The sequence below is a fragment of the Pseudomonas deceptionensis genome (genome assembly GCF_900106095.1).
Taxonomy (GTDB): domain Bacteria; phylum Pseudomonadota; class Gammaproteobacteria; order Pseudomonadales; family Pseudomonadaceae; genus Aquipseudomonas; species Aquipseudomonas deceptionensis.
In genome coordinates this window covers 2,776,714-2,788,863 of the sequence record NZ_FNUD01000002.1, presented here as the reverse complement: position 1 = coordinate 2,788,863, position 12,150 = coordinate 2,776,714, and the positions used below count along the sequence as shown (strand labels likewise).

The following is a 12,150-nucleotide window of genomic DNA, read 5'->3' as shown; positions in this document are numbered from 1 at the left end:
CATCACTTCAGAGGTGCGAATTTCTTCACGGCATCAATCCAGGCCGGATCGAGACGGGTCTGCTCGGTATCGACGCCCAATGCTTCAAGGCGCGCCTTATGCAGATCGATCTCGCGCACCATCTGGCTCAACGCACTGGAGTTGGCATCCAGCTGGTACATCTGGGTCACGCCCAGGTGGTAGAAGCGCAACAACTTCATCGCACTCACATCACCCGCCATTATCGCTGCCGTCACATGGTGCATGACGTTGGTCACCTTCATCAGGCTGCGCTTGAGCTGCCAACCGTAGACCGCCGCGGCCATCCAGGGCTGTGACCAGAACAAGTAGCGCACCAGCAGAAGGGTCGTAACCAGCGCAACCAGGACGCCTACCAGGTTCAAGCGGAAATTGTCCCCGCCCTGAACACCCAGCACCATGACCGCCAACCCGGACAGCAGCAGCGCAAGCAAGATAAAAGTCAGTGCGATGTAAACCGTGCTGCGTCGCGTTTGCTGGCGGTACTGCTCGGGGTTCATCGGCTTAATTTCAAACATCACGGGTGCGTGACTCCTGAAGGACGGGGGAAAAGTGCGCGGGCATTATGGACTGATAAAACCGCCTGGCTGGTGCTGACTGAAATAAAACCCTCAGGCGCGCAATAAACCCAGCGCCTGACGGTACAGTTCCAGACGATGCGCCTGGCCATTGAGGCCGCCGTTGATGGCCCTGGTGACACGCTCAAAGTCATCCCCGTCCGCCAGGGCATTTAGGTTACGCAAGTTCCAGTACCAGCCTGCCGACTCAACGGCCCAGTGCCATTGATGCAACAGTTCCGGGCTGGTCAGCAGCCGCTCATCGCCAAACAATCCAAGGCTGCACTGGTGGTAGTTGGTCTTGCCGGTCACTTGAATCAGCCCCCTGCCCCGATACAGCCAACCCTCGCCCGACGCCTCGGAGCCATTGCCAAGACGGTCACTGTAAACCCGGTTGGCGATGGCCTCAGGTCGGCGATGGAGCTTCTGCGCATCATTATTGGGCAACCGCCGCAAGCGCCCTCCATCCATCACGGTGATGTATTGGCCAGCCGAGTTTTTCTGCGCAAAGCGTGGCCCCCAAGTGGCGGCCAGGCCGTCTGCGCTGTAATTGAGATTTTCGACAAGTACGGTGAACCCCGCACTTTCATGGCCGACCTGAGCTAAAAAAGCGGCCAGGCGCCGGGGAGTACTGATCAATCGCTGGTGAGTCACCGCCTGCACGAAAGGCAGGTAGATATCGACAAACGCTGCGCTCTTCGGGAACAACTGCAACATGATTTGACGGGTCAACATGGTTATTAACTCTTAATAAATGAAATTAAAAGTGAACCACTTAAAACACTTGCTGCCTGTCAAAAACTCGGTAAGAGACCGGGCTTACCCTTTTAACAGAGCGCTCTCACACCGCCATACGTCCAGACTTGCCCTCTCGTTATTTATATAACGGGCAGGCTCCATTGAAATGACCGATGGCCCTCAACCCAAGACGGGAATCACCCGCCGTGGTTTGACCGACTTATATGAAAAGCTCGAATAAATCTCCTTGACCGCAGGCAAGGTTTGCAGCACTTCACGGGCAAATTCACCAAAAGACTCCAGGTCCGTGGCGACGACTTCCAACAAAAAGTCATAACGCCCGGACACGTTATGACAGGCAACGATTTCGGGGATTTCCAGCAAGCGCTGCTCAAAGCTCCTGGCCACTTCCTGCGAGTGAGAGGCCATCATCACGCTGACAAAAGCCGTGACCCCATACCCCAGTTCCCTTGAAGAAAGAATGGCCTGATAGCCGGTAATAACGCCGCTTTCTTCCAGGATTTTCACCCGCCGCCAGCAGGGCGAAGTGGTCAGCGAAACACTCTCGGCCAACTCTGCGACGGTTAAGCGGGCATTGCCTTGCAGAGCGGCAAGCAAGGCTTTATCGGTTCTATCCAGAGTGCTGGGCATAGATTGCCTCGAAAGCTCATCGTGACTGATTTTTGTTCTAATAAGGCTTGCAATTTCAGGCAAATTTGGAATTTACCGTGCTAGTTTTAAGCATAGCATTGTAGGAAATATCGGAGAGTTCACCATGAACGATAAACATAAGAACTTCGGCTTTTCTACTCGTGCGATTCACTACGGTTACAACGCACTGGAAAACAACGGTGCGCTCATTCCGCCTGTTTATATGACCTCGACCTTTGCCTTTCCCACGGTCGAATACGGTGCAGGTTGTTTTGCCGGAGAAGAAAGCGGGCATTTTTATACCCGTATTTCCAACCCCACCCTGGCCCTGCTGGAGTCGCGCATGGCGGCACTGGAAAACGGCGAAGCCGGCGTAGCGTTCAGCTCCGGGATGGGCGCCATTGCGGCAACTTTCTGGACGCTGCTCAGGCCCGGCGATGAAATCATCGTCAACCGCACGTTGTATGGTTGCACGTTCGCCCTATTGCACCACGGCATCGGTGAGTTCGGGGTCGTGGTCAAACACGTGGACATGTCGAACCTGGCCGAACTGGAAGCAGCCATCGGCCCGGCCACACGCATGATCTACTTCGAAACCCCGGCCAACCCGAACATGCAACTGGTGGACATCGCAGCCGTCTCGGCCATTGCCCACACACACAACGACCTGATCGTGGTGATCGACAACACCTACTGCACCCCCTACTTGCAGCGCCCCCTGGAACTGGGGGCCGACGTGGTGGTGCATTCCGCCACCAAGTACCTGAGCGGGCACAGCGATATCACCGCAGGCGTGGTGGTCACTCGCCAAAGCCTGGCCGACCGGATCCGCCTGCAAGGCCTCAAGGACCTGACCGGCGCGGTCCTGTCGCCCCATGACGCCCACCTGCTGATGCGGGGCATCAAAACCCTGGCATTGCGCATGGATCGCCATTGCAGCAGCGCCCAGGTCATCGCGCAGATGTTGCAGGATCACCCCGCCGTGGAATGGGTGGCCTACCCCGGCCTGCCCTCTTTCCCGCAATACGCCCTGGCATCCCGGCAAATGAAACTGCCGGGGGGCATGATTGCCTTTGAACTCAAAGGGGGGATGGCTGCGGGGCAGCGCTTTATGAATGCCCTGCAACTGTTCAGCCGGGCGGTCAGCCTGGGGGGTGCCGAATCACTGGCGCAGCACCCTGCGAGCATGACCCACTCCACCTACACCCTTGAAGAGCGGGCAAAGCACGGTATCAGTGAAGGGCTGGTACGACTGGCTGTGGGGCTGGAGGATATTGCTGATTTGCTGGCGGATATAGAGCAGGCGATGAAAGCCATGGCTTGAGCTCGCACAATGCCGCCGCTGACCAGAAACGAAGGCTGCGTCCGACTGCGTAGCCACCGTAAAGTCAGCGTCCACGGTTTATCAGTCAAACCGCACGTTCAGGCTTTACGACCGCTGCGCGCTCGAACGCAGCCTCGTACTACTCGTCAGCAGCTACAGAAAAACTTCAACTCGCGAGTAAAGACACCCCATCAACCCGGCGGAATCGTCGCCAAAATGCCGATACCGATGGTCAGCACCAAAAAGCCGCCTAAAAACCATGCCATCTTGTTCATGAAATTCCCCGTCAAACGTTCGTAATAAAACAGGCGCAGAACATCAGCCGACCACACGCGTGCGTGGCTGTGTACTCACGTCCTCGTCTGTCTCGAAAGGTTGACGGGAATTTTGCGCCGCAAACTGCATACATAACAGTCGCAGATAACGCAAAAAAATACGGATCAGTTGCCCGGCAGGACGAAGTGTTCCGGCACAACGCTGCGCTGATATTCGGCAACGACCGCCTGGCTGAGGCTCACCACCGCCTCATGCAATTCCAGCCCAGCCCCGGCGCGCCAACTCGCGTACACCGCAAAGCCCGGCGCGGTTTCGATCGGCAGGGCAATCATCGCGCCGCTTTGCAGTTCGCGGCTGACCAGCACTGGCGGCAAGGCGCCGATGCCGAACCCGTCGGCCACCAGTTTGATGATGGCCGCCACCGAGTTGATGCAGCTGATGCGCGGCGCGGCGATGCCCTGCTGGTGCAAGAAGTTGAGCATGTCCTGATGGGGCCGCGACAAGCGCGAAAAGGTCAGCAGCCGCTCCTGACAAAGGTCCGCCAGGCTGTCGTAGCGGCGATCCAGTGCGGCGTCCTTGGCAACGATCCAGCTCAAGGGGTAACTGGCCAGCTGCACATTGCGCACGCCATCGGCACGTAACAAATCTGTCTGGAAGATCAGATCCAGCTGACCTTTAAGCAGCTGCTCATTCAGATTGAGCGCCGTGTCGGCCGTCAGCTCGACCTCGACCTGGGGGTAATCGCGGCTCAACGCGCTGATCAGGTCACCCAACCAACTGTGAATGACGGTGTCCATCACCCCGATGCGCAGGCGCCCGGCGAAGCTGTCCGCCTGGCCCAGCGACTGAAGCAGGCGCTGTTGGGTGGCGAGCATCTCTTCGGCATAGCCCAGCACTTGATGGCCTTCGCGGGTCAGATTCACCCCGCGTGAATCGCGCTGGAACAGCTGCACCCCAAGCTCGGTTTCGAGGACTGAAATGCGACTCGATATAGCCGCCTGGGTGCTTGAAAGCTTTTCGGCGGTCAGTCGAAAGCTGCCAAGACGCGCCACCCAGACGAATGTCAGAAGAAATCGCATGTTCATGTAGGACGCCTCACCCAATCAAAACCAGACCATCACTGTAAACCCTTGCCGCAACCTCAAGCCAGCCGGCTTAAGTCGGTGATTGGTAAAACTTTTTTGTTCAGCGGTGACAACTTTTATTGACTGGACGCACAGCCAAAAGCCACCAACCATACTGGCCAATGATGCTCATCGGGCGTCAAAAATAAAAAAACACGCTGAGTCCGGCAGCGTACCGATTTTTCGAAAGTGTGCCTGACCGCTTTCGTCTTGCTCTCACCAGCCTGCCCTGGTGCTGCGGCAATCAGCTAAGGGATTCCCCCCTCATGCAAACCGTCGTAAATCTGTGGCCCTTGATTGGCGTGTTCGTCATCATCATCGGCTTTGTGCTGCGCTTCAATCCACTGTTGGTGGTCAGCGCGGCCGCTATTGTCACCGGCCTTGCTGCCGACTTCCCGCTGGAAAAAATCATCAGTGAAATGGGTGAAGGCTTTCTGCAAACCCGCGCCCTGCAACTCATCCTGCTCTTGCCCCTGGCCGTGATCGGCCTGCTGGAACGCCATGGCCTGCGCCTGCACGCGCAAAACTGGATCGCCAGTTTTCAGCGCGCAACCGTCGGGCGCTTGCTGATCATGTACCTGTTCGTGCGTGAAACCACCGCAGCAGTGGGCCTGACCAGCCTGGGCGGGCACCCGCAGATGGTACGGCCACTGCTGGCGCCGATGGCCGAAGGGGCCGCCGAAAACAAGTACGGCAAGCTGCCGGCTCCGGTGCGTCAAAAAGTTCTGGCCATGTGCGCCGCCACCGACAATATCGGCCTGTTCTTCGGTGAAGACGTGTTTGTGGCCTTTGGTGCGATTGCCCTGATGCACACCTTCCTGTTGGGTTCGGGGCTTGATGTCGAGCCGCTGCACATTGCCTTCTGGGGCATTCCGACCGCCATTTGCGCCTTTATCGTGCATGCGCTGCGCCTGTATCGCTTCGACCTGATGCTGTCACGCAGCATGGCCGAAGTCGCCCAAGAACAAGCAGACGCAGACGCTTCCAAGGAACTGGCACGATGATTATTTCGATCGAGTATTTCTACTGGCTGGCCGGCGCTCTGTTGCTGATCACCGCGGGCATGATCGTGAGTGATCGCACCCACCCCAAACGCTGGACCAGCGGCCTGTTCTGGGCACTGTTCGCCATGGTGTTCCTGATTGGTGATCGTCTGTCGCCGTTTGTGGTCGGTGTTGGCGTGCTGGTGATGGCCGGTATTGCCGGCATCGGCGGTGTTGGCCGTGGCACCCACGCCGAGTTGTCCATCAAGGCTGCGCGGGGCAGTGCTGGCCGTCTGGGCCACAAGCTGTTCATTCCGGCGCTGTCGATTCCACTGGTCACCGTCATCGGTTCCATCCTGCTCAAAAACACCCAGATCGGTGGCGTTCCGCTGCTCGACCCCAAGAACACCACCTTTGTGTCCCTGGGTATCGGCTGCATGGTGGCGCTGGTGCTCGCCTGCATCCTGACCCGCGACACTCCGCTGCAGGGCCTGCGTGAATCGCGCCGCCTGACCGAAGCCCTGGGCTGGACCATGGTGCTGCCGCAAATGCTGGCCATGCTTGGCCTGCTGTTCAATGACGCAGGTGTCGGCACCGCAGTTGCCCATATCACTACCGCCTACATCAACATGGACTATCGCCTGGTGGCGGTGATCGTTTACGTTCTGGGCATGGCGCTGTTTACCGTGATCATGGGCAACGGCTTTGCGGCGTTCCCGGTGATGACTGGCGGTGTCGGCGTGCCGGTGCTGGTGGGGATCTACGATGCAAACCCGGCTGTCATGGCAGCGATCGGCATGTTCTCCGGCTATTGCGGGACCCTGATGACGCCGATGGCCGCCAACTTCAACATCGTGCCCGTCGCGCTGCTGGAGCTGCCGGACAAATACGCCGTGATCAAGGCACAAATGCCCACCGCATTGATCATGCTGGTGGTCAATATCGTGCTGCTTTATGTGCTGATGTGAGGCCGACAATGCGTACTGTGCTGCTGACCGGTTTCGAACCGTTTGACCAAGACACCATCAACCCGTCCTGGGAGGCCGTGCGCCCTCTGGACGGCACCCTGGCGGGCGATGTGCGCATCGTCGCCCGCCAGTTGCCTTGCGCCTTTGCCCAGGCACCCGAGCACCTGCAACAGCTACTGGACGAGTTCGAGCCTGAGCTGGTGATCGCCGTCGGGCTGGGCCCCGGCCGTGCGGACATATGCATCGAGCGGGTGGCGATCAACATTAACGACGCCCGCATCCCCGACAACCTCGGCTATCAGCCGATCGACACGCCTGTGGTGGCACACGGTCCTGCGGCGTATTTCAGCACCTTGCCGATCAAGGCTATGGTGCGGGCGATAAGAGTTGCCGGCATTCCTGCGTCGGTGTCGCACACCGCAGGCACCTTTGTGTGCAATCAGGTGTTCTATTACCTGCAGCATGCATTGGCCGGGACCGCAGTACGCAGTGGCTTTATCCACGTCCCGGCACTGCCGCAACAGGCGGTGCAGTGCGGCGGGCCGTCCATGGCACAGACGACCCTCGTTGAAGGGCTGCGCATTGCCGTGATCTCGGCGCTGAACACCACAGACGATGTACTGGAAAGCGGTGGTCAGATCAGCTGATAACGCAGCGGCAACGGCGAGCAGTCAATGCCCGACAACTGCCGCACCTGCTTGTCTCTGGCCATGAGGGAAACCATGGCGGCGGGCGCTGAAAACGATCCATAGCCCCGCCAGCGCCAGCACCAGCAACACCCACGGAAAGACCCCGACACCGACTTGCTCGAGCAACACGCCACCGGTCAATGCCCCGGCGGCAATGGCGCTATTCCAGACCACCACGTTCATCGACAGCGCAACATCAGCGCCCTCGCCCGCGGCATCCGCCAGTGCGGTTTGCAACAGGGTCGCGGAGCCGCCAAAAGACAGCCCCCAGATGAACGTCCCGATGTACACCACCGCCGCAGACTGGGCGGACAACCCGAACAGCAACGAGATCGCGGCAAAAGTCGCCAGGCTCGCCAGCACTGCTTTGCGCAGGTGCCGGTCCACCAGCCGGCCGGTCAACCAGATCCCCAGCAACGCCGCCAGCCCGAAGACCAGCAACACGAGATCCACATCATTGCCCAGACCCGCCGGGGTCACAAAAGGCGCGATATAGGTATAGAGAATGTTGTGTGCCAGCATCCAGGCCAGCACCACCGCGAGCACAGAGCGCACGCCCGGCGTCAGCAGCACCTGACGCAAGCCAATGCGTTGCGATGCCGTCTGTCCCGGATAATCGGGCACCTTGACCACGACCCAGACGATCAGCACCAAGGTCAATGCCGAGATCAGGCCAAATGCCGTGCGCCAGCCCACCAGCGCACCCAGCCAGGTACCCAGCGGCACACCCAGCGACAGCGCAATAGGCGTGCCCACCATCGCTACCGCCATCGCCCGCCCCTGCAAGTGCGGCGCGACCATGCGCCGTGCGTAACCTGCCAGCAGGCTCCAGGCCAGCCCGGCGGATGCACCGGCAAAAAAGCGCGCAACCAGGGTCACGCCATAGTCCGTTGAGCTCGCGGTAATCGAGTTGAACAACAGAAAGCCGACAATCGTCAGCAGCAACACATTGCGCCGGCGCCAGCCCTGGGTCGCGATGGTCAGCGGGATGGCTGCCAACAGTGAGCCCAGCGCGTAAACCGTGACCATCTGCCCTGCCAGTGCGGATGACACCTCAAGACCACTGCTGATTTGCGGCAGCAGGCCAGCGGGCAAAGTCTCGGTGACGATGCAGATAAAACCGGTCATGGCCAGCGCCAGCAGCGCGCCCATGGGTAATCGTTCGGTGGTGTTTTGCTCTGAAGCCATCACGTATTCCAACCTTGCCTGATTATGTATCGATCGATACAAATGTAGGCCGTCGGGAAAGTGTTGGTCAACCACTTTTGTATCGAATAGTATTTATGTCTCGCAACGAAGGAGACTCCAATGGCGCAGATGGGACGCCCGCGTACGTTTGACCGTGACGCGGCAATCACTCAGGCCATGCACCTGTTCTGGGAGCACGGTTACGATTCAACGTCGCTCAGCCAACTCAAGGCGAATATTGGCTCCGGCATTTCCGCACCCAGCTTCTATGCGGCTTTCGGCTCCAAGGAAGCCCTGTTCAAGGAGGTGATGGAACGCTATCTGAACACCCACGGCAAAGTGACCGAAAGCCTGTTCGACCTCCGGCTGCCCCCGCGCGAGGCCATCGAAAGAACATTGCGCAGTTCCGCCAAAATGCAGTGCGAGACCGATCACCCCCGTGGTTGTCTGGTTGCCCTGGGCCTGATGAGTGCCTGCACACCCCAGACCCTGGCCATTTGCGCGCCGCTGGCCCAAGCCCGCGCCCGCAACCGCGCCGGGTTTATTGCCTGTGTCGAACGCGGCATCAGTGCCGAAGAACTGTCGGTAAACACCGACCCGGTTGCCCTGGCCACTGTGTTCGAGAGCTTTTTGCTGGGGCTGACCACGCTCGCACGGGACGGCGTGCCCCACGCCGTTCTGGATGCAGCAATCACGCAGGTCCTTGGCGCCTGGGATGCACACGCGAACAAAAGGGATACCTCTAGGTTATCGCCCAATCAGCATTCGTCATTGGGCAGCGCCCCAGACAAAAACTAGAGTGGGCGCCAGATCAATACCTGATCTTGCGGGCGCCGGCTTTGCGGCGCCCGCAATAAATGTTCGGTGAGCACAAACATCGCCACCCACTTTGTATAAGGACATGTATATGACACGCATCACCGGCCAAAACTTTATTGGCGGTCAGCGCAGTAGCGCCGGTACCGTTCACCTGCAAAGTGTTGATGCCAGCACCGGTGAAGCGCTGCCCTACAATTTTTTCCAGGCCACCGAAGCCGAAGTGGATGCCGCCGCCCTCGCGGCCAGCGCTGCGTTCCCGGCCTTTCGCAGTTTGCCGGCGGCCCGGCGTGCGGAGTTTCTGGAGGCCATCGCCGACGAACTCGACGCACTGGGTGACGACTTCGTAGCCATCGTCTGCCGGGAAACCGCCTTGCCGGCCGCCCGTATTCAGGGCGAACGCGCACGCACCAGCGGGCAAATGCGCCTGTTCGCCACCGTGTTGCGGCGCGGCGACTTTTACGGGGCACGCATCGATCAGGCGCTGCCGGATCGCCTGCCACTGCCCCGTGCCGATTTGCGCCAGTGCCGTATTGGCGTGGGGCCGGTAGCCGTGTTCGGGGCCAGTAACTTCCCCTTGGCGTTCTCCACCGCCGGCGGTGATACCGCCTCGGCGCTGGCGGCCGGTTGCCCGGTGGTGTTCAAGGCCCACAGCGGGCACATGGCAACCGCAGAACAGGTAGCACTTGCCATTGTGCGCGCCGCTGAGCGCACCAACATGCCCGCCGGTGTGTTCAACATGATCTACGGCGCAGGCGTGGGCGCTACGCTGGTCAAGCACCCGGCGATTCAAGCCGTCGGTTTTACCGGGTCTTTGTCGGGGGGCCGCGCCCTGTGCGACATGGCCGCTGCACGGCCGCAACCGATTCCGGTGTTTGCCGAGATGTCGAGCATCAACCCGGTGCTGGTGTTGCCACAGGCACTGATTGCACGGGGTGAGCAGATAGCCCGGGAGCTGGGCGGTTCGGTGATGCTCGGCGCTGGCCAGTTCTGCACCAGCCCGGGCCTGGTGCTGGGGGTTCGCTCTGCCGCGTTCAGCGCCTTTGTCGAATCACTCGGCCAGTTCTTCAGCGCCCAGCCCGCGCAGACACTGCTCAATGCCGCAGGGCTGGCCAGCTACAGCAAAGGCATCAAACGCCTGATCGACGTCGATGGCATTCGCCATCTGGCAGGTGCGCCGCAACAAGGCAACCAGGCCAGCCCGCAATTGTTCCAGGCCAATGCCAGCCTGCTGATCAATGGCGCGGAGGTACTGCAGGAAGAGGTGTTCGGGCCCACCACTCTGGTGGTCGAAGTCGCAGACAAGGCGCAACTGTTGCAGGCATTGCATGGCCTGCATGGCCAACTGACTGCCACGCTGATTGCCGAGCCCGCGGACTTGCAGGCGTTCGCCGAGGTGGTCCCTGTGCTCGAACACAAGGCCGGGCGCCTGCTGCTTAACGGCTACCCTACCGGTGTCGAGGTGTGTGACGCGATGGTGCATGGCGGGCCTTATCCGGCGACGTCCGACGCCCGTGGCACTTCGGTTGGCACCTTGGCCATTGACCGTTTCCTGCGCCCGGTGTGCTACCAGAACTACCCCGACAGCCTGTTGCCGGATGCGCTCAAAAACGCCAACCCGCTGGGTATCGAGCGGCTGGTCAACGGCGCACATAGCAGCGACGCGCTGGCCTGATTGCAATCACTGGTCTGCGGCGGGTCACAGTCCGGGCACTGTGACCCGCCGCGTGCTTGAGGGTTACGCCCCTTCAAACTTGAATGCAGGGGCGACTTCGAAGCGACTTGAGACTTCCCCGGAATAAATCGTGCTTTGATCCGGCCCCAGGTCCAGCTTTTTGACAGCACCGGTGGATTTTGAAAAATCGATCTTGTTCAAGTCCACCCAAAACGTGTTGGGCGTGACCGCCGACTCAAAGAAGTACAGCCCGCGCTTGTGATCGATCACCGATCGCCAGCGGGTCGAGGAGATGTTTGGCTCGCCGGGGGTACTGATGCCGTAAGGCACCGAGACGTTCCTGATCACGCTGAACACACTGGCCAGCGACAAACGCGGGTCCTCGGATTTCGGAACGGCGTTGACATAAAAGGATGCCCGCGCAAAACGGTCGGCCGAGCGATTGGTGCCGGGCAGCATCACCGTACCGCCTACCGATTGCCAATACGCATTCATTGCCAGTTGCGCATCGAACGCCGGAGAGTTGGTCATCACCTGGTAGCTTCTGTCGTGGTGAATGACCTGCTTGCCATCTATGTATTCAATAATGGCGCTGTCGCCCGAGGCATCGGACATTGAAAGGTGCAACGTCGCCAGACGGCTCTCACCCGGCACCTTGGCCGTCACGACCGTAAAGGGCTCGGTTTCAAGGACTGCCACCGCTTCGGCAACGGTACTGAAGTTGTCCAGCACGTACTGCGCCCAGGCGGCGATGCTCAGACCGGGCTTGCCCTTGTGCACCGGCGGATACTCTGACTCCACCAGCCATAAAAGGTTGGCCGACAACCCGGCCTCGTTGACCCCGTCGGTGGTTGAAATGTCGTAGCCGGTGGCAATCACGCTGCCGTATTTTGACGTCCACTTGACTGACCCCGGCCCCACTTCCCCGGTGCGCTGCATGCCCTTGGGAAAGATCCATAGATTGGTGGCCACATCGGTTTTCCAGTCCATGGACCGTGCCGTAATCACTGTGTCGTTGGCACCCAGGTAAACCAGGCGGGTGCAGGCATCGGCAACCGGAACGGCGAGCACAAAGCCTGCCAGAGACAACGCCAGGTGCCGGGTGTGTTTGAGTAGCTGCATTCCCTTGACTCCTCGGAACTG

General features: G+C 59.8%; 12 protein-coding genes. 6 read left to right on the top strand and 6 right to left on the bottom strand.

Going from position 1 to position 12,150, the window contains the following annotated elements; genetic code table 11:
• Positions 1-2: 2 nt before the first annotated feature.
• The 3 genes from BLW11_RS12805 to BLW11_RS12795 all read right to left on the bottom strand — a co-directional run bounded on the left by BLW11_RS12805 (position 3) and on the right by BLW11_RS12795 (position 1,964).
• Positions 3-536 carry a DUF3087 family protein gene (locus tag BLW11_RS12805; RefSeq protein WP_048358388.1) on the bottom strand — a complete coding sequence of 178 codons (534 nt, stop codon included), beginning with the start codon at positions 534-536 and terminating at the stop codon, positions 3-5.
• A gap of 93 nt (positions 537-629) precedes the next feature.
• A complete protein-coding gene (locus BLW11_RS12800; RefSeq protein WP_048358389.1) occupies positions 630-1,310 on the bottom strand; it encodes a glycoside hydrolase family 19 protein in 681 nt (226 codons plus the stop codon).
• 183 nt (positions 1,311-1,493) lie between these two features.
• The gene (locus tag BLW11_RS12795; RefSeq protein ID WP_048358390.1) at positions 1,494-1,964 is read right to left on the bottom strand and encodes an Lrp/AsnC family transcriptional regulator; all 471 of its coding nucleotides are present in this window, start codon (positions 1,962-1,964) and stop codon (positions 1,494-1,496) included.
• 124 nt (positions 1,965-2,088) lie between these two features.
• On the opposite strand from BLW11_RS12795, the gene BLW11_RS12790 reads away from it, so the two are divergent.
• Positions 2,089-3,288, top strand: coding sequence for a methionine gamma-lyase (locus BLW11_RS12790; RefSeq protein ID WP_048358391.1), 1,200 nt, complete (start codon positions 2,089-2,091; stop codon positions 3,286-3,288).
• A 440-nt stretch (positions 3,289-3,728) separates the two neighbouring features.
• Here the strand turns inward: BLW11_RS12790 and BLW11_RS12785 are convergent, their stop codons facing one another.
• A complete protein-coding gene (locus BLW11_RS12785) occupies positions 3,729-4,649 on the bottom strand; it encodes a LysR family transcriptional regulator (RefSeq protein WP_048358392.1) in 921 nt (306 codons plus the stop codon).
• A 305-nt stretch (positions 4,650-4,954) separates the two neighbouring features.
• Between BLW11_RS12785 and BLW11_RS12780 the strand changes: the two genes are divergently transcribed.
• The 3 genes from BLW11_RS12780 to pcp are packed head-to-tail and all read left to right on the top strand — an operon-like array spanning position 4,955 to position 7,286.
• Positions 4,955-5,692 carry a DUF969 domain-containing protein gene (locus BLW11_RS12780; RefSeq protein WP_048358393.1) on the top strand — a complete coding sequence of 246 codons (738 nt, stop codon included), beginning with the start codon at positions 4,955-4,957 and terminating at the stop codon, positions 5,690-5,692.
• Positions 5,689-6,639 (top strand): DUF979 domain-containing protein, encoded by a 951-nt coding sequence (locus BLW11_RS12775; RefSeq protein WP_048358394.1) that lies wholly within the window; start codon positions 5,689-5,691, stop codon positions 6,637-6,639. The genes BLW11_RS12780 and BLW11_RS12775 overlap by 4 nt, the downstream gene beginning before the upstream one ends.
• A gap of 8 nt (positions 6,640-6,647) precedes the next feature.
• Positions 6,648-7,286 (top strand): pyroglutamyl-peptidase I, encoded by a 639-nt coding sequence (gene pcp, locus BLW11_RS12770; protein ID WP_048358395.1) that lies wholly within the window; start codon positions 6,648-6,650, stop codon positions 7,284-7,286.
• Between the two features lie 24 nt (positions 7,287-7,310).
• Here pcp and BLW11_RS12765 read toward each other — a convergent pair whose 3' ends face one another.
• On the bottom strand, positions 7,311-8,516 hold the full coding sequence (locus BLW11_RS12765) for an MFS transporter (RefSeq protein WP_048358396.1): 1,206 nt from the start codon (positions 8,514-8,516) through the stop codon (positions 7,311-7,313).
• Between the two features lie 120 nt (positions 8,517-8,636).
• Here BLW11_RS12765 and BLW11_RS12760 point away from each other — a divergent pair, with 120 nt between their 5' ends.
• Together BLW11_RS12760 and BLW11_RS12755 are read left to right on the top strand one after the other, a co-directional pair.
• The gene (locus BLW11_RS12760; protein ID WP_048358397.1) at positions 8,637-9,314 is read left to right on the top strand and encodes a TetR/AcrR family transcriptional regulator; all 678 of its coding nucleotides are present in this window, start codon (positions 8,637-8,639) and stop codon (positions 9,312-9,314) included.
• Between the two features lie 109 nt (positions 9,315-9,423).
• A complete protein-coding gene (locus BLW11_RS12755; RefSeq protein ID WP_048358398.1) occupies positions 9,424-11,007 on the top strand; it encodes an aldehyde dehydrogenase (NADP(+)) in 1,584 nt (527 codons plus the stop codon).
• 63 nt (positions 11,008-11,070) lie between these two features.
• Here the strand turns inward: BLW11_RS12755 and BLW11_RS12750 are convergent, their stop codons facing one another.
• The gene (locus tag BLW11_RS12750) at positions 11,071-12,129 is read right to left on the bottom strand and encodes a linear amide C-N hydrolase (RefSeq protein WP_048358399.1); all 1,059 of its coding nucleotides are present in this window, start codon (positions 12,127-12,129) and stop codon (positions 11,071-11,073) included.
• Positions 12,130-12,150 lie beyond the last annotated feature (21 nt).